Below are 19,216 nucleotides of genomic sequence, written 5' to 3'. Positions count from 1 at the left end.
CGCCCAGCGCCCAGCGCCCAGCGCCTAGCGCCTAGCGCCTAGCGCGTGCCGACGCCGGCGAGGCCGCCCTGGCTCGCGCCCGGCGCCGACGGGCCGGGTGGGGCCGCCGGGCGCCCGCCACCCAGCGCCGCCATCGCGGCATCCACGATCACAGACCGCACGTCCTCCGTGATGATCGAATGCGGCGGCCAGCTCACCGGCGCTCCGAACGCGTTCTCGACCTTGGTCTCAGCCTCGGTCTCAGCCTTGGACTCGATCTCGGCCTTGGACCTGGTCCCGTTCCCGGACCCGGTCCCGGCCTTGGTTCCGGTCTTGGCGTCACCGGCGGCGGCGGTCTCGGCGGCGGCGGTCTCGGCGGGCACGGCCATGAGCGCCCCGCGCCCGCAGGTCCCCCCAGCGCCGGCCGTCCCGCCGCCAGGGGCGCGCAGCCGACTGAAGGCGGCGCCCAGGATGCCGCTCTGCACCGCGCCGAGCGCGCAGCGCGCGCGCAGCAACGCGGTGGGCGTCGGGTCCGATCCGGCCAGCGCGCGGACAACCTCCTCTGAAAAGGAGAAGACGTCCTCTTCACCGATCTTGCGGTGAAGTACCGACGGGTCGTTGACGAACGCGCAGAGGATACTGCCCGGACCGGCGAGCAGGCCGGCCATCAGCTCGATGATCGCCTTGGGTTCCGGCGGAGGAGCTTCCCTGACCAATTCCACGATTCGGGTGAGTTCGGTCACGAAGGGATCGAGCAGGGCATCGAGAATCGTCTCTTTTGACGGGAAGTGGTAGTACAGCGCGGCTTTGGTKAGCCCAAGGCGTTCGGCGATGTCCCGCACGGAGGTACCGGCATAGCCACGCTCACCGAACAGGGAGACGGCGGCGTCGAGAATCCTGCCTCGGGTGTCGGTCCCACGGACGCCAGCGGCCTCGGGGAACCGATCGGCGGGGCCCGCTGGTGCGGCGCGGCCCGCCAGCGCGGGCCGGTGGGCGCGCCGGACCTGCTGGACCGGCTCAGCCGATCCAGCGGGAACCCCGGACGGCGAAGCCTCACGCGCCCGGAGGCCTTCACCAGACACAGGTCCACCCTCCCGTGCGGGAGTTACCCCAGACGCGCGGGCACACGCGCCCCGGCGCCTCCCCGGTTGCTCGAAACAGTGATGTTAGCCTCCCGCTGACCTACCGAACGACCGGTAAGCTACCCCGTAACCGACCGATCGGTAAGGCCCGGCTGAGCGGACCCCATAGCCGTCGAGTTCACCTAGTACGCACACGGGCGATCACCCAGCGCGTCCACAGCAACGACATCCACAGCGACACCCGTCGACCCAGCCACGCCTGTCGACTCGAGGAGAACCGTGACAGCGCTCGCCCGCTGGTGCTTCCAGCACCGCTGGATCGTCCTGATCGCCTGGCTGGTGGCCTTCATCGGCCTCGGCGGCGCCGCGCGTGCCATCGGCGACGACTACAAGGACGCCTTCTCCCTGCCAGGCACCGACTCCCAGGCAGCGTATGACCTGCTGGCCAGCGAGTTCCCGGCGGCTTCAGGCGAGAGCGCGTCGATCGTRCTGCACGCCCGGACGGGCACGCTCACCGATCCCGCTCTGCGGACACCCGCCGCGTCGATGCTCGACTCGCTGGCGAAACTGCCGCATGTCGCCAGCGTCGCCAGCCCCTATGACGCCAAGGGCGCGTCGCAGATCAGCGAGGACGGCCGGACGGCCTTCGCGACCCTCACGGTCGACGGCCAGGTCACGGACCTCACCGCGGACGACGTCAAGAAGATCGTCGACACGGCGCGCGCCGCCGACAACGACCCACTGCAGGTGGAGGCGACCGGCAACATCGTCTCGGTCGCCGAGCAGCCCGGGCAGAGTTACAGCGAACTGATCGGCATCATCGCCGCGGCGATCATCCTGTTCTTCGCGTTCGGCTCGCTGCTGTCGATAACCCTGCCGCTGATCACCGCGCTGGTCGCTCTCGGCATCGCGACCAGCATCATCCCGTTGCTGTCGCATGCCTGGACCTTCTCGGAGGTCAGCCTGACGCTGACCACACTGATCGGGCTCGKCGTCGGCATCGACTACGCGTTGTTCATCGTCAACCGGCACCGGATCGCGCTGCGGGCGGGCAAGAGCCCGCAGGAAGCCGCGGTGAACGCGGTCAACACCTCGGGCCGCGCGGTGCTGTTCGCCGGAGTCACGGTGTGCATCGCCCTGCTCGGCATGTTTGCCCTCGGCGTCACCTTCCTCTACGGCGTGGCGATCGCCGCCGCCCTCGGCGTGGCCCTCACCATGGCGACCTCGGTCACGTTGCTGCCCGCACTGCTTGGCTTCTACGGGCAGAAGGTGCTCAGCCGCCGCGAACGGCGCCGGATCGCCGAGCGTGGCCCGGAGCCGGAGCGGCCCAGCGGCTTCTGGTGGCGCTGGTCGAAGATCGTGGAGGCGAGGCCGAAGGGGCTCGCCGTCCTGGCCGCCGCGTTCATCGTCGTGATCGCGCTGCCGTTCTTCTCGCTGCGCCTCGGCTCGTCCGACCAGGGCAACGGCGCGGACACGAAGACCTCCAAGCGCGGCTACGACCTGCTCGCCGAGGGCTTCGGTCCCGGTTTCAACGGCCCGTTCCTGATCGCGGCACGCACCGGCAGCGATGCCGACAAGACGACGGTCTCGCGGCTCGCCGACACCCTGGCCAACACTCCTGGCGTCGCGTCGGTCAGCGAGCCGCGGTACAGCCCGACCGGGAGCGCGGCGACAGTCACCCTGTTCCCGACCACCAGCCCGCAGGCCGTCGAGACGTCGAAGCTTCTTGACCGGCTGCGCGACGACGTCGTACCGAAGGTCGTCGCGGACTCGGGCACCCAGGTCTACATCGGCGGCTCCACGGCGACCGGCGACGACTTCTCCAGCGTGCTGCAGAGCAAGCTGCCGCTGTTCATAGGCATCGTCGTGGTCCTCGCGTTCCTGCTGCTGGTGGCGGTGTTCCGCAGCCTGCTGATCCCGCTGACCGCGTCCGTGATGAACCTGTTCGCGGTCGGCGCCGCGTTCGGCGTGATCGTCTCGATCTTCCAGTGGGGCTGGTTCGGCAGCCTGATCGGGATCAGCGGCGGCCCGGTCGAGGCGTTCATCCCGGTGATCCTGTTCGCCGTGCTGTTCGGCCTGTCGATGGACTACGAGGTGTTCCTGGTCAGCCGGATGCACGAGGAGTGGAGCGCACGGCGCGACAACCGGCTCGCCGTCTCCCTCGGCCAGGCCGAGACCGGCCGCGTCATCTCCGCCGCCGGCGCGATCATGACCCTGGTGTTCGCGTCCTTCGTCCTCGGCGACGAGCGTGTCCTGAAGCTCTTCGGCCTGGGCCTGGCGATGGCCGTCCTGATCGACGCCTTCGTGATCCGCACCGTGCTGGTTCCCGCCCTGATGCACATCTTCGGCAGGGCCAACTGGTGGCTCCCCCGCGCTCTCGACCGGCGGCTTCCCCACCTGTCCGTCGAACCGACGGCCGAGGAGCTGGACGAGATCGTTCCCCAGGCGGCCAAGGCCCCGGCGGGCGGTTCCACCATTCCCGGCCAGTCGACGGGCCCGAGAACCTCGTTCGACAAGCCCGCCGGCCGGCACTGATCCACCTGGCCTGGTCCGCCTGGTCCGCCGCCGAACCAGAGCCGCCGCCTCCGCCAGAGCCGTTGGCCCGGCCAGAGCCGCCGCCGCCGTCCCCCGGCCACTCCGGGGCCGGCGGCGGCGGCTCGCCGCGTCAGCCGCTGGCCACTGGCGTAGGCCAGCGAGGCCGGCGGCGGGTCCGATGCCTGCTGCTTCCGCCGGGTCGGCCGCCGGGTCGATCCCCATGAGCACCTTCGGGCATGCTCGGCCGACTTTGGGTGCTCCGTGCTTTCGGCCCACCGGATTGCTCGTTCGCTGGGACCTCGCCTTCAGCCGGGCAGGTCCCCCGCCCGGCTGTCTCCTCGTTTCTGACGACTTTCCTTTTAGCGGCCTCGTTCCAGCGGTGTTGGGTCAGCACGAGCATCGAGTCAGCAAGATGCAGTCGGCCGCCGTCGTGAGTGGTGATCGCGTTGTCGCCGAGATGATCGGTCGCGGCGGCGAAGCTCTCGTCGAGCCCGCAGCCGGCATCGACAGTGGGCGCGGCCCGCAGAGTCCGACCATCGGCCAGGATCGCGATGATCGTGCCGTCGCCGGATCGCCTCAGGATGATGTTCTCGTCGTGGACCGTGTGATGGTGCGTGGCACAGATCAGGGTGAGCGTCTCGATGTTCGTCTCTCCGCCGTCAGCGGACCACGCGTCGAGATGGTGGATCTGCAGCCAGCGGGTGTGCTCGCACCCCGGATAGGTGCAGGTGCCGTGGTCTCGGGCATAGACCGCGTCACGGAGCCGTCGACTCGGGAATCGACGCCGCCGGCCGAGGCTCAGCGGGTTGCCGTCGGCGTCGGATAGCAGCACCCGGATCAGCCCGTCGCAGCCGAGCCGGCGTAGCACCGATGCCGGCAGCCCGATCCCAGGCTCGACGTCCGCCCGGATCAGCCGCCGCCGGGCGTCATCAGGCGCCCCGACGACGCCTGACCCGGGAAAGGGCCGAGTACCGCCTCGGGGACTGCCTGGCGGGCGCCCCGCCCGAGCGGCGGACAGGCCAGGACGAGGTCGCGGGGCCACCTCCTGGTCGACAGAGCTGTCGACCAGGTCGGCGGCGGTATCGGCCCTGGTTGGCGCCGGCCCGGCTGTGGTCTGGTCGGGGTGATCGGCATGCAGCAGCGTATCGACGTCAACGTGGACGGTCACCGTGTGCGACGGGAGGAGGAGGCCGGGGACAGGCCGGTCGAGGAAACCCGCCGCGAGCGCGACAAGGGCGTCCGCATCGGCTCGCCGGTCACGCGGCGCCGCCACGATCTCTCCGTCCGCCGGTACCGGCTCGGGTTCGCCTGGCTCCGGCCCCGGAGTCGAGTCCTCCAGGCTCGCGCGGGCGGTGTCGATCGCCGCGACCAGTTGGGCACCCTCGTCCGCGGGCAGTACCGCGGTCAGCCGCAGCATTCCGTCCTGGTCTGTACGCCATGACACCCGCCGGGCCGCCCGCCGGGCGGGGTGTTCCCCGGTCAGGCGTTCGTAGGTCGACGCGAGCCGTTCCAGCTGGGCAGCGGTGCAGCACAGGGCATGGTTGAGCCAGGATGCCTCGCTCGCCGGCTCGGCGACCCTTGCGACCGCCCGGACCTTCGAGTAGGACAGCCGCCCGCCCGCGAACGCCTCCCTCACCGCGGGCAGCCGCTCCAGCGCATGCCCGACAGCCAGATGCTCCCGGCCGGTACGCACCGCCAGCCCGCACCGCCACGCCAGCCAGTGCGCGCAGGTGGCGAACCCCTGCCCGCGCCAGCCGTCCCGGCGGTCGAACGCGGCCACCAACCCCAGCCAACCGCACGTGKCCGCGGCCAGCCGCCCCGCCCACGCCACGATCCGTCCTTCGAGCTCCGCCAGCGAGACCGTCTCCACGTCCACCGCCAGCGGAGAGCCTGCTCCGGACTCGACGGACTCGGACTCGAACTCAGATTCGGACATCGCCATCACCAACCCAGGGTCAGGGCCACCGACGCGGTCAGCGTCCCACTCGCCACCGACAGTTTTTCGATGTCCCCCCAGCTCAACGCCATGATCGCTAAAAATGATCATGAAGGTGTCGGGAGGCGCCGCCGCCGAGACCGGCCGCCAGCGGTCGGGCGTGCCACCAAAAGCAGTGGCGCCCGAAGCATCGGCGGCCAGACGGCCATGGCGGTTCCGCGGAACCACGTCAGGTACCAGAACACAGGTCTCGACGCGCCCATCGATCGGCCGGGACGAAGCCGCGAGCGGGGCCCTCGACAGGCGCCACTGCCCGGCGCGGACTACCACTACGGCCACGGTGACGCACGGCCACGGCTGTGGTGGCGCACGGCCACGGCCCATGGTGGCGAAGGATCGCGGTCAGGATCGCATCGCGCACRCCAAGCCGCACGGCCGAGTCGCGCACGCCAAGTCGTGCACCGCCACAGTCGAGGTGGCGCACGGTCACGGTCGAAAACCAACCGTCCGCGGTTGGCCGGCACCACCAGACACGAGGCACAGCCGAAACATGTCCACCCGGTCGGCCTCGTCGCCCGGTCGCGCCCGGTCGGCGGCAGGCCCGACCACACCAGCCTGACTCTCACGTCGGCTGTCGACACGCGGTTCCGCGGAACCGCGTGTCGCCGTCGCGCCAGCGAAGCGGACGGACTGGCACTTCGGCACGTCGGCACGTCGGCACGTCGGCACGTCGGGACGTCGGGACGTCGGGACGTCGATGTTTTGATGGGCGACGAGGAGATCAAAGATAGTCACCGTGCGTTATCGGTCGTCATGTGGCGGGCGCGAAGCTGGTCACGTATGACGCCTCTGGCGTGATAATGCCCGCTATGAAGGATGATCCGACGAGCAAGATGATCGTCTCTAAGGCGGCGCGGATCGCGGCGCTTCGGAAGGCGCCCGACTACGTGGGCACGAACGACGTATTGTGCTCCCTCACGGCGGAGCCATCTGCCATCCGAGATCTGCTGGGCGATCTCGGCGTGACCGCGGAACGGATCGAGGAGGCACTCGCCGCCCGCGCGGAGATGAGGCGGGCGTGGCATGCGGAAATCAGCTTCCCCGACCTCAGCGAGGACGAGCGGTACAACACGAAGCCCCTCATGGTCGGGCCCGCCGTGCACGAGTGCATGGCCCGCGCCGAAGGGATCGCGCTGGCCTGGGGACTGGCACAGACCGCTCTGGAGCACTGGCTACTCGCTCTGTTGTACGCCGACCCAGATATCTCGGAGCAGGGACTGCTTGACGAGCTGGGTGCGCCRGCCGACGTGATCCTCACCCAGATGCRCCAGCGCGGAATGCGGACACCGGACGTCGATCCACCGCGACGCCGGCACGCGCGGAGTCAGCCGCCGCTCGTCATCACCAATTCAGAACTGCAGCCGCTCGTCGACGTACTCACAAGACGACATCCGCCGGGTTCGAAGCTGCGATGGGGCTTCAACCACTACCCGAACCCCGATGAGCGCTGCTACGTCATCGCCGACGAAGGAATCGATCTGACGTCAGCACTCGCCGAATTGAAGACGGTGCCAGTTGAAGGCAGCGTCAGTTGAAGAAGATGCCAGTTGAAAACGATGCCAACCGATGCCTCGGCCTCACCAGCGAGCTCTGCGACTTCTGACCGTTCGCCAACGGTTTGTCGGGATCAACCTGTTCCACAACGTTCCACAACATCGTGCCGTTCTACAGCATCCTGCAATTCTGCGGCACCGTGCTGTTCTACGGCACCGTGCTGTTCTACGGCACCGTGCTGTTCTACGGCACCGTGCTGTTCTGCGGCATCACTCCGTTTCACAGCATCGTGCCGTTCCCGCTGCATCGACCTACCGGCGGCGGCCGGCACCCGTCACCGGTAGGTCGACGGCACCGCGGGTCAGGCGCCGGTGACGTAGCCGTCCGCGACGGTCAGGGCGTCGTCGAGGATGGCCAGGCCTTCCCGGAGATCGTCCGCGGTGATCGTGCACGGCGGGACGACGTGGACGCGGTTGAAGTGGGTGAAGGGCCAGAGGCCGCGTTCCCTGCACGCGGCGGCGATGGCGCCCATGGGGGCGGCGTCGGGGCCGGCGGCGTTGAACGGGACCAGCGGMTCGCGGGTTTCCCGGTCGCGGACAAGCTCGATCGCCCAGAACACGCCGAGACCTCGGACCTCGCCGATGCTCGGGTGGTTCGCGGCGAGCTTCTCGAGTTCCGGGCCGATGATGTCCGTTCCGAGCGCCCGGGCGTGTTCGACGATGCCTTCCTCCTCGAAGGCCCGAATCGAGCCGACGGCGGCGGCACAGGCGAGCGGGTGGCCGGAGTAGGTGAGGCCGCCGGGGTAGGGACGGGTCGCGAACGCGTCGGCGACCCGCGGGCCCATGATGACGCCGCCCAACGGGATGTAGCCCGAGTTGACGCCCTTGGCGAAGCAGATCAGGTCGGGGACGACGTTCCAGCGGTCGACGGCGAACCATTCGCCACAGCGGCCGAAGCCGGACATGACCTCGTCGACGATCAACAGGATGCCGTGCTGGTCGCACAGCTCGCGCACGCCGGCGAGGTAGCCGTCCGGCGGGACGAGGATGCCGTTCGTGCCGACGACCGTCTCCAGCAGCACCGCGGCGATCGTCGACGGGCCTTCCATGGCGATCACGTCGGCGAGGTGGGCGAGGGCGCGTTCGCCCTCCTGCTCGGCGCTCTCGGCGTAGAACGGCGAGCGGTACGGGTAGGGGCCGAAGAAGTGGACGACGCCGGGGATGCCCGGTTCGCTGGCCCAGCGGCGCGGCTCGCCGGTCAGGACGATCGAGCCGCCGGTGGCACCGTGGTACGAGCGGTAGGTCGTGAGGATCTTGTGCCGGCCGGTGACGAGGCGGGCCATGCGGACGGCATTCTCGGTCGCCTCGGCGCCGCCGTTGGTGAAGAAGACCTTGTCGAGGRCACCGGGCGCGTGCGAGGCGATGAGCCGGGCCGCCTCGGAGCGGGCCTCGTTCGCGTGGAACGGGGCGATGGTGGTCAGTTTCTGGGCCTGCTCGACGATGGCCGCGATGACCTTGGGGTGCTGGTGGCCGATGTTGGCGTTGACCAGCTGGGAGGAGAAGTCCAGGTAACGCCTGCCGGACTCGTCCCAGAAGCAGCTGCCCTCGGCCCGGTTGACCACCAGTGGGGTTAGGGCCGCCTGCGCCGACCACGAGTGAAAGACGTGCTTGCGGTCGTCCTCGTACGTCTTGCTGTTCGTCCCCATGGAACCCGCTGCCTCCTCGCCGCCAGGGCTTACCGCTCGCTGCTGTACTGACCTGCTATCGCGCTGCCTCGCTGACCTGCTACCGCGCTGCCTCGCTACCGCGCTGACTTGCCACCGCGCTGACTTGCCACCGCGCCAACTCGCCACCGCGCCACACCGCCAACTCACAGGCCTCGGTGCCTCGGCCTCGCTGCCGGGCCACCATTCCACCCGCGGCTATCCCTCAGGAAACCCCGAGGCCGGGCCCGGACGCGAGCAGACGCCGAGCCGGCTCGCCCGCGGCGCGGGTGGGGTGTGCGCCGCGGGGCGAGCCGGTGGATCAGTTGGTTACTCCATTCGGGTGGCTACTCCACTCAGGTGGTCGCCCGAGCTCAGGCGCCGCCCGCTTCCAGGGTGACGGTCGCCGGCTTGAAGCCGCTGCCGGTGACGTCGACGCCCTGACCCTTAAGGTCGGCCAGTGCCTTGTCGACGTAGTCGTTCGTGTAGGCGAGACCCTCGGGGTCGCCCTTCAGAACGGTGTCACCGTCGGCGTTCTTGGTGCCCTTGGCGATGGTGACGGTCTGGTCCCACTTCGCCTTGTCGATCAGGCCGATGCCGTCCGGCGACGGCCAGATCAGCTTGTTGATCTCGTTGACCTGCCAGAGCTGGTGGCTCTTGCCGAGCTTCGAACCGGCGGCGACGACCAGGTCGCGGCAGTCCTCCGGGTTGTCGCGGCAGTAGACCCAGCCCTTGATCGACGCGGTGACGAACTTCGTCGTCGTGTCCTGGTAGGTCTTGTCGTTCTGCAGCTTGTCGGTATCCGCCCAGATGGCGTCCTGCAGCATCGCGGTGCCGACGTCGTTCCAGTTCATGGTGTTGAAGTCGCTCGGCTGGTAGAGCTTGCCCGTCGTCGGGTTCTCGGCCTCGAGCACCTGGGCGTACTCGTTGTAGCTCATCGCCTGGGCAGCGTCGATGTCGCCGGACAGCAGGCCCTTCATGTCGAACTGCTGCTGGACCAGCGTGATGTCCTTGGACGGGTCGACCCCGGCCTTGGTCATCCCGGCGAACAGCTCGTACTCGTTGCMGAAGCCCCAGTCGCCGACCTTCTTGCCCTTCAGGTCGGCCGGGGTGGTGATGTTCTTGTCCTTGAAGCTGACCTGCAGCGTGCCGGACCGCTGGAAGATCTGCGCGACGTCGGTGATCGCCGCGCCCTGCTCACGCGACGCCAGCGCCTTCGGCACCCAGGCGATCGCGTAGTCGGCCTTACCCTGGGCGAGCACCGTCTGCGGGACGATGTCGGTGCCGCCCTCGAGGATCGAGACGTCGAGGCCCGCGTCCTTGTAGTAGCCCTTCTCCTTCGCCGCGATGTAGCCGGCGAACTGCGCCTGGGTGAACCACTGCAGCTGCAGCTTCACCGGCGTGAGCCCAGCGGCCGAGCTCGCGCCGCCGCCGGGCGTCGCCGTCTCGTCGTCGTCGCTGGAGCTACACGCCGCGAGCGCCAGCGTCACGGCAAGTGCCGCCGCCAGCCCTCCGGCCAACCGTCGTTTCATGTCCCCTCCACCTGCTCAGGCCGTCGCGGAACCGGGAACGACGCCCAGGCCCCTCTCGTCTGGTCGTCCGGACTCCGGAGTCCGTCGTGTTCAGTCCGTCGTGTTCGTCAGCGGGCCGCACCGCCCGCGCATCGCCTCGGATCCACCGGGCCACGCCGCCCGCCGACGAACCGGATGTCCACGGGCCACGCCGCCCGCCCGGCGGCCCGGTTCGCCGCTCGCCTGCCGCCTACGTCTTGGTTGGCCTACCTACCGGTGGCCCACGCCTTGGTGTTGATCTAGGTGTTGGCTCACCTAGGTTCTGGCCGTCGACCCTGGCCCTGACCCCGAACCCGACCCTCGGCGCCACGGGGTGGCGAGCCATTCGAGCAGGCCGGCGATGAGGTAGACGGCGATCCCGAGCACGCACGCGGCGAGGACGAACGCCCATGCCCGCGGGTATGCCGTGTTCGCCGCGGCCGAGGTGATCCGTGAGCCGAGTCCGTTCTGCCGGCCGCCGAAGTACTCGGCGACGACGGCCGCGATCACCGCCAGCGACGACGCCACCCGGAATCCGGTGAAAAGGTACGGGATCGCGCCCGGCAGCTGCACCGTGCGGGCGAACCGCCACCGCCCGACGGCCAGCGAGCGCATCAGCTCCCGCTGCACGTCGGGCACCTGCCGCAGGCCGCGCACCGTGTTCACGTAGACCGGGAAGAACACGACGATCGCGACGACGAGGCGTCGTGGCACCGCTGACGTCGTCGAGAACATCGAGTTGAACAGCGGCGCGAGCGCGATGATCGGGATCGCGTTCATCGCCGCCGCGATCGGCGCGAGCAGCCCGTCGACGATCTTCGAGCTGGCGGCGACGAGCGCGGCCAGCAGCCCGGTCACCAGGCCGACGGCAAGCCCTACCAGGGCATTTGAGCCGGTCGCCTTGGACGTGTCGACGATGACGCGGAAGCTGTGCCGGAACTGCGTCCAGATCTCCGACGGCGCGGGCAGCAGATACGGCTTGATGTCGTACGCCTGGACGTAGGCCTCCCACAGCGCGACGACGACGATCCCGAAGACGATCGGCGGGAGGACCACGGCCAGCCTCGCCCGCGCGCGGGCACCCCTGACCCCTCGGGCGCCGCTGACCCCTCGGGTACCGCCGGCACCTCGGGTACCGCCGGCACCTCGGGTACCGCCGGCACCTCGGGCGCCGCTGACCCCTCGGGCGCCGCCGGCACCTCGGGTCGGTCGCGGGCCTGAGTCCTGGCCCGTCAGGCCTGGGTCCGCGCTCGTCATGAGCCGCCTCCGGCGCGCAGGGCCTCGCGCACGGCGGTGACGGCCTGGAAGAAGGCCGCCTGCTCGCGGACGTCCTCGGCCTCCGCGACGGCCTCCTCCAGCGCGGGCGCGTCTCCGCTCTCCCCCGGCGCGGGAAGCCGGCCGGGCACGTCGATGTCGATGATCTGGGTGATCCGGCCAGGCCGGGGCGACATGACGGCGACCCGGTCGGAGAGGAACACCGCCTCGGGGATCGAGTGGGTGACCAGGATGACGGTCGTCGACGTCTCCAGGCGGATCCGGGCGAGCTCGGCCTGCATCCGCTCCCGGGTCATCTCGTCGAGGGCGCCGAACGGCTCGTCGAGCAGCAGCAGCGGCGGGCGCTCCGCGAGCGCACGGGCGATCGCGACCCGCTGCTGCATGCCGCCGGAGAGCTGCGCCGGCCAGTGGCCCGCGAAGTCGGCGAGGCCGACGAGCTCGAGCAGCTCGCGGGCCCGCTCGCGCCGTTCCTTCTTCTTGACGCCGTGGACCTGCAGCGGCAGCTCGACGTTGCCGGCGACGGTGCGCCACTCGAGCAGCCCGGCCTGCTGGAACGCGATCCCGTAGCGCTGGGACTGGCGGGCCGCCCGCGCCGGCTCGCCGAAGACGCGCACCTCGCCGCCGGTCGGTTCGACGAGGTCGCCGACGAGACGCAGCAGCGTCGACTTGCCGCAACCGGACGGGCCGATCAGCGAGACGAACTCGCCCGGCGCGACGGTCAGGTCGATGCCGGTGAGCGCGACGGTCGCCCCGCCGCCGGAGGTGGGGAACACCTTGTCGACGCCGGCGATGTCCACCGCCGGCACGGTTGCGGCGGTGCTCTCCGACTCCACGGCCCCATCCGGGTTCGCGGCGCTGTCCGGGTTCGCGGCGCTGTCCGGGTTCGCGGCGCTGTCCGGGTTCGCGGCGCTGTCCGGGTTCGCGGCGCTGTCCGGGTTCGCGGCGCTGTCCGGGTTCGCGGCGCTGTCCGGGTTCGCGGCGCTGTCCGGGTTCGCGGCGCCCCTCGGCTTCGCCATGCCGGCCGGCTTCGGGGCGGCCGGCTCCACGAAGGTGGCCGGCTCCACGGCGGTGGCTGGCTCCACGGCGGTGGCCGGGTCCACGGCCGGGATGTGCGGCGGCGTCGAGGTCATGTGCGCACCTTCTGGGTCTTCGAGGTCAAGGCGCCCCGGCCCCCGCCCGGCCGCGCGGGGCGAGCCCTGCGCGCGCCCAGCGCGAGCTCGACGAGCGAGATCAGCCCGGCGACGAGCAGGCCGGTGACTGCGGCGCCGAGCACCGCGTCGTAGAGCTTCGTCGCGTCGCTGGTGGCGGACTGCGAGTAGGCGATGATCAGGCGGCCGACGCCACCGGCCGTGCCGGTGGAGATCTCCGCGACGATCGCGCCGATCACGGCCGAGGCGGCGGCCAGCCGCAGCGCCGGCAGCAGGAACGGGACGGAGGCGGGCAGCCGCAGCCGCAGCAGCGTCTGCCACCAGGAGGCGGCGTAGCTGCGCATCAGCTCGACGGCGTTCGCCCCCGGCGACTGCAGGCCGCGCAGCATGCCGATCGCGACGGGGAAGAACGCGAGGTAGGCCGCGATCAGCGAGACCGTCATCCAGTCCGCCCATTCGAGCGTGCCGACCTTCAGCTTGCCGCCCCAGCCGGCGACGAGCGGCGCCAGCGCGATCAGCGGCACCGTCTGGCTGGCGATGATGTACGGCAGCAGCCCGCGCTCGACGAGCTTGAGGCGCGCCATCAGGACGGCGAGCAGCACCCCGACGACGACGCCGGCGACGAGGCCCACGAGCGCCACGCGCAGGGTGAACCAGATCCCCTTGAGCACCGCGACGCCGACCGTCTGGCTGTCGGCGGTGTTGACCTCCTTGTGCCCGAGCTGCGCGAGCACCGACCAGATGTGCGGCATCGACGTGTCGTCGTTGCGGGGCAGCACCGGCACCCCGAGCAGCCGGCCGCCGTGCGGCGAGCCGACCAGCTTGTAGAGCTCCCACACCGCGCACACCAGCACCACGGCGACGATGGCCAGCCCCACGCGCCGCAGCCGCTCCCCCCAGCCGCCGGCGGCCGCGGGCCCCGACCCGGGGGCCGGGGCGGGACCAGTGTCGTCGCCGCCTGCCGGGGCGGGCCGTCCGGACGCCGGCTGGTCGACGGTGGTCACGGTCACGGCGCCTCGCCTGCCGCGCCGCCGTCGCTGCCGCTGCCGCTGCCGCCGCCGCCGCTGCCGCTGCCGCTGCCGCCCAGCGTGCCGTCGGCCAGCGTGCTCTCGGCCGGCTCCTTGGCGCGGACCGTCTCGGCGATCGCCGGGATCACCCGCTCGCCGTACGCCTCGAGGGTCGCCATCTTGGCGTCGTGCTGCAGGTAGATCGAGAACTGGTCGACGCCGAGCGCGGCGAGCTCGGTCAGCCGGCGCACGTGCGCCTCGGCTGGGCCGAGCAGGCAGAACCGGTCGACGATCTCGTCCGGGACGAACGTGGTGTGGGTGTTGCCCGCGCGGCCGTGCTCGTTGTAGTCGTAGTCGGTGCGGCCCTTGATGTAGTCGGTCAGCGCCGCGGGGACCGCGGAACCGCCGCCCGCGGATCCGGCCCCGTAGCGGGCGACCAGGTCCGCGACGTGATTGCCGACCATGCCGCCGAACCAGCGGCACTGGTCGCGCTGATGGGCCATCGAGGCGTCGTCGTCCGGGCCGACGTAGGCGGGCGCGGCGACGCAGATCTTCACCGACGCCGGGTCGCGGCCGGCGACGGCCGCCGCGGTGCGCACGGCGTCGATCGTCCAGGCGGTGATGTCCGGGTCGGCGAGCTGCAGGATGAAGCCGTCGCCGACCTCACCCGCGAGCGCCAGCGCCTTCGGGCCGTAGCCGGCGACCCAGACGTCGAGCCGGCTCTCGGCGCCCCAGGGGAAACGCAGCCTGGTGCCGTTCACCTCGGCCTCGCGGCCGTTCGCCAGCTCGCGGACGACGCCGATGCAGTCGCGCAGGGTCGCGATCGTGGTCGGCTTGCCGTTCAGGACGCGGACGGCGGAGTCACCGCGGCCGATGCCGCAGATCGTCCGGTTGCCGTACATCTCGTTGAGGGTCGCGAACAGCGAGGCGGTGACCGTCCAGTCCCTGGTCGCCGGGTTCGTGACCATCGGGCCGACCACCACCTTGCGGGTGGCGGCGAGGATCTGGCTGTAGATGACGAACGGCTCCTCCCAGAGCAGGTGGGAGTCGAACGTCCACACGTGCGAGAAGCCGAGCGTCTCMGCCTGGCGGGCCAGCTCCACCACCCGGGAGGCGGGCGGGTTCGTCTGCAAAACGACGCCGATTTCCACGAGCTCGCCTCCCGATCGCTGCCTGGGTACGGCTGTCTACCTGAGTACGGCTGTCTACCTGAGTACCGCTGTTGCCGAGTACCGCTGTCACCTGAGTACGTCTGTTGCCTGAGTACGTCGCTGTTGCCTGAGTACGTCGTCCCGTCCGTGGCCGCCGCGCCTGTTCGACGCGGCGGCCGGGGACGTTGGTGCCGCCGGCTTACCGCGTGCGTGGGAAGCCGAGCTCCACCGAGCTGGTGGCCGGGTCCGGCCAGCGGGTCGTGACGACCTTGGTCTTCGTGTAGAAGCGGATGCCGTCCGGGCCGTACATGTGCAGGTCACCGAACAGCGACGCCTTCCAGCCGCCGAAGCTGTAGTAGGCGACCGGCACCGGGATCGGCACGTTGACGCCGACCATGCCGGCCTGGACGTCGAACGTGAACCGGCGGGCCGCGCCGCCGTCGCGGGTGAAGATCGTCACGCCGTTGYCGTACGGGTTGTCATCGACGAGCTTCACCGCCTCGGTGTARGTCTCACAGCGGACGACCCCAAGCACCGGGCCGAAGATCTCGTCGGTGTAGACCTTGCTGGTCGTCGACACGTTGTCGACCAGGCTCGGCGCCAGGAAGAAGCCAGGGCCGGAGTAGATCGGGTCCTYGCGGCCGTCGACGACGACGGTGGCACCGTCCGCCTGGGCCGTGTCCAGGTAGCCGGCGATCCTGTCGCGGGCCTCCCGGCTGATGATCGGGCCCATCTCGCTGTCCGGGTCGGCGCCGGGGCCGACCTTGATCTTGCGGACCCGCTCGGCGATCGCCTCGACCAGTGGGTCGGCCGCGTCGCCGACGGCGGCGATGACGGCGACCGCCATGCAGCGTTCGCCGGCCGAGCCGTAGCCCGCGGAGACCGCCGCGTCGGCCGCCGCGGCGATGTCCGCGTCCGGCAGCACGATCATGTGGTTCTTCGCGCCGCCGAGCGCCTGCACCCGCTTGCCGGCCGCCGTCCCCGTCTCGTAGACGTAACGCGCGATCGGCGTCGAGCCGACGAAGCTGACGGCCTCGACGTCCGGGTGCGTGAGCAGCGTGTCGACGGCGAGCTTGTCGCCCTGCAGGACGGTGAACACGCCCTCAGGCAGGCCCGCCTGCGCCAGCAGGTCGGCCAGCAGCAGCGACGCCGACGGGTCACGCTCGCTCGGCTTGAGGATGAAGGCGTTGCCGCAGACCAGCGCGTTGGACAGCATCCACAGCGGGACCATCGCCGGGAAGTTGAACGGCGTGATGCCCGCGACGACGCCCAGCGGCTGGCGGATCTCGTGGACGTCGACGCCGGTCGACACCTGCTCGGAGAAGCCGCCGCGCAGCAGGCTCGGCGCGCCGCAGGCGAACTCGACGTTCTCCAGGCCGCGGGCGAGCTCGCCGAGGGCGTCGTCGACGGTCTTGCCGTGCTCGGCCGTGATGAGCTTCGCGAGCTCCGTCCGGTTCGCGTGGAGCAGCTCGCGGAAGCGGAACATCACCTCCGCGCGCCGGCCGAGACCGCTCCGCCGCCAGCCGGGGAACGCCGCTCTGGCGCTCGCGACGGCCGCGTTGATCTCCTCCAGGCTGGCCAGGCTCACCTGCGCGGCCTGCTCACCGGTCGCCGGGTTCCACACCGGCCCGAACCGGCCCGAGGTGCCCGCCACCGCCTTGCCATCGATCCAGTGCCCGATTTCCCGCATCGCGTCCCTCTCCCGGTCCATCCGTCCGCCGCGCCCGTTCCGCCGGCGGTCTCCACCACCGTACGAACTGAGCGCTTACTCAGCACTCTTCGTATCCGCTGCGGGGCTGGCGCGCAGCGGCGGGGTCCCTACCGGATCGCGAAGCGATCTGGTAGGTCCGGTGACGCGCCACCCGATGGCGGGATGCGTCAACGCAGGTACTGGGTCAGGCCGCGACGCAGGTACTGACCGTGGCCGGCGCGGCCGTGGAAGGCACCGCCGGCGACGATCTCGGTCCCCCGGGAGAACACGGTGTCGACCTTGCCGGCGATCTCGAAGCCCTCCCAGGCCGAGTGGTCCAGGTTCATGTGGTGGGTCGCCGCGCCGATCATGGTCTTCGCGTTCGGGTCGTAGAGGACGATGTCCGCGTCCGACCCCGGGGCGATCACGCCCTTCTTCGGGTAGAGGCCGAACATCCGGGCCGGYGTCGTCGAGCAGGTCTCCACCCAGCGCTCGAGCGACAGCCTGCCGGTGGCCACGCCCTGGTAGACGAGGTCCATCCGGTGCTCCACGGTGCCGATCCCGTTCGGGATCTTCGTGAAGTCGCCGCGGCCGAGCTCCTTCTGGTCCTTGAAACAGAAGGGGCAGTGGTCGGTGGAGACGACCGCGAGGTCGTCGGTCCGCAGCCCGCGCCACAGGTCGTCGCGGTGCGGCTCGTCACGCGGGCGCAGCGGCGGGGAGGCGACCCACTTGGCCCCCTCGAAGCCCGGGGCGCCGAGCTGGTCCTCCAGGGTCAGGTAGAGGTACTGCGGGCAGGTCTCCGCGAACACGTTGCGCCCGGCGCCGCGGGCCGCCGAGACGTGCGCGAGCGCCTCGGACGCCGACATGTGCACGAAGTAGAGCGGGGTGTTGCCGGCCACCTGGGCGAGCACGGTCGCCCGGTGCGTGGCCTCGCCCTCCAGCGCCGACGGGCGGGTGATGCCGTGGAACACCGGGTCCGTGTCGCCGCGGGCGACCGCCTGGGCGGCGAGCACGTCGATCGCGATRCCGTTCTCCGCGTGCATCATGATCAGCGCGCCGTTGTCGGACGCCTTCTGCATCGCCCGCAGGATCTGGCCGTCGTCGCTGTAGAAGACGCCGGGATAGGCCATGAACAGCTTGAAGCTGGTGATCCCCTCGTGCTCGACGAGGTAGTCCATCGCCTTGAGCGCCTCGTCGTCGATCCCGCCCATGATCATGTGGAAGCCGTAGTCGATCGCGCAGTTGCCGTCCGCCAGCGCGTGCCAGGCGGCGAGCCCGTCCTGGACGACCTCCCCGGTGCGCTGTACGGCGAAGTCGATGATCGTGGTCGTGCCGCCCCAGGCGGCGGCCCTCGTCCCCGACTCGAAGTCGTCCGACGCGAACGTGCCGCCGAACGGCAGCTTCATGTGGGTGTGGACGTCCACCCCGCCAGGCACGACGTACTTCCCGGCGGCGTCGACGACCTTGTCGGCGGTGACACCACTCGCGGCCGCGACGCCAGGGGCGTAGAGAGCGGCGATGGTCTCGCCGTCGATCAGGACGTCCGTCGGCGTCGCGCCGAGCGGACCGACAACGGTCCCGCCGGTGATCAGCGTCGTCATCGAGGCTCCTCGGGCGTCAGGGGGCGGTCAGGTCGCCGTACTGGTCGGGGCGGCGGTCGCGGTAGAAGGCCCAGCGGTTGCGTACCTCGGTCAGGAGGTCCAGGTCGAGGTCGCGGACCATCAGCTCCGGCTCGTGCGCGTCGCCCGTACCGTCGACGAACTTGCCCTCCGGGTCGACGAAGTAGGACGTGCCGTAGAAGTCGTCGTCGCCGAGGTCCTCGACGCCGACCCGGTTGATCGCGCCGATGAAGTACTCGTTCGCGACGGCGGCGGCCGGCTGCTCCAGCTTCCAGAGGTAGTTCGACAGGCCGCGCGAGGTCGCCGACGGGTTGAACACCAGCTCGGCGCCGTTCAGCCCGAGCGCGCGCCAGCCCTCCGGGAAGTGCCGGTCGTAGCAGATGTAGACGCCGACCCGGCCGACCGCGGTGTCGAACACCGGGTAGCCCAGGTTTCCCGGGCGGAAGTAGAACTTCTCCCAGAAGCCCTGCACGTGCGGAATGTGGGTCTTGCGGTACTTGCCGAGGTACTTCCCGTCGGCGTCGAGGACCGCCGCAGTGTTGTAGAGGACGCCCGGCTGCTCCTGCTCGTAGACCGGCAGCACCAGCACCATGCCGAGCTCCGCGGCCAGCGCCTGGAAGCGTTCGACGGTCGGGCCGGGCACCGACTCGGCGTACGCGTAGTACTCCGGGTCCTGCACCTGGCAGAAGTACGGGCCGTAGAACAGCTCCTGGAAGCACATGACCTTGGCGCCCTGCTCGGCCGCCGACCGGGCGTACTCCTCGTGCGCCTTGATCATGGATTCCTTGTCGCCCGTCCATTTCGCCTGGACGAGCGCCGCACGGATAACCCTGCCCATCGCCTTCGCTCTCCTCCCGCGCCGCGCCGCGCCACCCGTCGGGCGGGCGGTCGTCCTGCGCCGCCGCGGCGGGCGGCGCGGCCCTCGTCCGACAGGACCACCGAACCCGCCACCGCGCCAGTCCACCGGCCGGCGGGCGTTTGTGGTGCT

At 70.6% G+C, this 19,216-nt stretch carries 13 protein-coding genes; 2 read left to right on the top strand and 11 right to left on the bottom strand.

Annotation, left to right across the window (positions count from 1 at the left end; genetic code table 11):
* Nucleotides 1–38: 38 nt before the first annotated feature.
* The gene (locus tag BL253_RS23840) at nucleotides 39–1,061 is read right to left on the bottom strand and encodes a TetR/AcrR family transcriptional regulator (protein ID WP_241835056.1); all 1,023 of its coding nucleotides are present in this window, start codon (nucleotides 1,059–1,061) and stop codon (nucleotides 39–41) included.
* 279 nt (nucleotides 1,062–1,340) lie between these two features.
* Between BL253_RS23840 and BL253_RS23835 the strand changes: the two genes are divergently transcribed.
* Nucleotides 1,341–3,596, top strand: a complete 2,256-nt coding sequence (locus BL253_RS23835) for an MMPL family transporter (RefSeq protein ID WP_076819331.1) — start codon at nucleotides 1,341–1,343, stop codon at nucleotides 3,594–3,596.
* 130 nt (nucleotides 3,597–3,726) lie between these two features.
* Here BL253_RS23835 and BL253_RS23830 read toward each other — a convergent pair whose 3' ends face one another.
* Nucleotides 3,727–5,532: a DUF222 domain-containing protein gene (locus tag BL253_RS23830; protein WP_081438623.1), complete on the bottom strand. Its 1,806-nt coding sequence runs from the start codon at nucleotides 5,530–5,532 to the stop codon at nucleotides 3,727–3,729.
* An 869-nt stretch (nucleotides 5,533–6,401) separates the two neighbouring features.
* On the opposite strand from BL253_RS23830, the gene BL253_RS23825 reads away from it, so the two are divergent.
* Entirely contained in the window at nucleotides 6,402–7,127 is a 726-nt protein-coding gene (locus tag BL253_RS23825) for a Clp protease N-terminal domain-containing protein (protein WP_158230402.1), read from the top strand.
* Between the two features lie 320 nt (nucleotides 7,128–7,447).
* Here the strand turns inward: BL253_RS23825 and BL253_RS23820 are convergent, their stop codons facing one another.
* From BL253_RS23820 to BL253_RS23780, 9 genes are all read right to left on the bottom strand, one after another.
* Nucleotides 7,448–8,791 (bottom strand): aspartate aminotransferase family protein, encoded by a 1,344-nt coding sequence (locus BL253_RS23820; RefSeq protein WP_076819328.1) that lies wholly within the window; start codon nucleotides 8,789–8,791, stop codon nucleotides 7,448–7,450.
* A 371-nt stretch (nucleotides 8,792–9,162) separates the two neighbouring features.
* On the bottom strand, nucleotides 9,163–10,320 hold the full coding sequence (locus tag BL253_RS23815) for an ABC transporter substrate-binding protein (RefSeq protein ID WP_076819327.1): 1,158 nt from the start codon (nucleotides 10,318–10,320) through the stop codon (nucleotides 9,163–9,165).
* A gap of 294 nt (nucleotides 10,321–10,614) precedes the next feature.
* Nucleotides 10,615–11,394: an ABC transporter permease gene (locus BL253_RS23810; protein WP_241835055.1), complete on the bottom strand. Its 780-nt coding sequence runs from the start codon at nucleotides 11,392–11,394 to the stop codon at nucleotides 10,615–10,617.
* 197 nt (nucleotides 11,395–11,591) lie between these two features.
* Complete coding sequence (locus BL253_RS23805; protein WP_241835054.1) at nucleotides 11,592–12,743, bottom strand: ABC transporter ATP-binding protein; 1,152 nt, start codon at nucleotides 12,741–12,743, stop codon at nucleotides 11,592–11,594.
* The gene (locus BL253_RS23800) at nucleotides 12,740–13,771 is read right to left on the bottom strand and encodes an ABC transporter permease (RefSeq protein WP_076819326.1); all 1,032 of its coding nucleotides are present in this window, start codon (nucleotides 13,769–13,771) and stop codon (nucleotides 12,740–12,742) included. Before BL253_RS23800 ends, BL253_RS23805 begins: the two co-directional genes overlap by 4 nt.
* A complete protein-coding gene (locus BL253_RS23795) occupies nucleotides 13,768–14,919 on the bottom strand; it encodes a TIGR03842 family LLM class F420-dependent oxidoreductase (protein WP_241835053.1) in 1,152 nt (383 codons plus the stop codon). The genes BL253_RS23800 and BL253_RS23795 overlap by 4 nt, the downstream gene beginning before the upstream one ends.
* 199 nt (nucleotides 14,920–15,118) lie before the next feature.
* The gene (locus tag BL253_RS23790; RefSeq protein WP_076819361.1) at nucleotides 15,119–16,609 is read right to left on the bottom strand and encodes a CoA-acylating methylmalonate-semialdehyde dehydrogenase; all 1,491 of its coding nucleotides are present in this window, start codon (nucleotides 16,607–16,609) and stop codon (nucleotides 15,119–15,121) included.
* Between the two features lie 188 nt (nucleotides 16,610–16,797).
* Nucleotides 16,798–18,210 carry a dihydropyrimidinase gene (hydA, locus tag BL253_RS23785; RefSeq protein WP_076819325.1) on the bottom strand — a complete coding sequence of 471 codons (1,413 nt, stop codon included), beginning with the start codon at nucleotides 18,208–18,210 and terminating at the stop codon, nucleotides 16,798–16,800.
* Between the two features lie 16 nt (nucleotides 18,211–18,226).
* The gene (locus tag BL253_RS23780; protein WP_076819324.1) at nucleotides 18,227–19,066 is read right to left on the bottom strand and encodes a nitrilase-related carbon-nitrogen hydrolase; all 840 of its coding nucleotides are present in this window, start codon (nucleotides 19,064–19,066) and stop codon (nucleotides 18,227–18,229) included.
* Between the last annotated feature and the right edge of the window lie 150 nt (nucleotides 19,067–19,216).

Origin of the sequence: Pseudofrankia asymbiotica, assembly GCF_001983105.1 — a bacterium.
Classification (GTDB): domain Bacteria; phylum Actinomycetota; class Actinomycetes; order Frankiales; family Frankiaceae; genus Pseudofrankia; species Pseudofrankia asymbiotica.
This window is presented reverse-complemented; position numbering and strand designations above follow the sequence as displayed.

What these genes read in the sequence shown, in the direction of transcription:
- BL253_RS23805 (WP_241835054.1), bottom strand. Translation starts at nt 12,743, where the DNA reads ATGACCTCGACGCCGCCGCACATCCCGGCCGTGGACCCGGCCACCGCC.
- BL253_RS23780 (WP_076819324.1), bottom strand. Translation starts at nt 19,066, where the DNA reads ATGGGCAGGGTTATCCGTGCGGCGCTCGTCCAGGCGAAATGGACGGGC.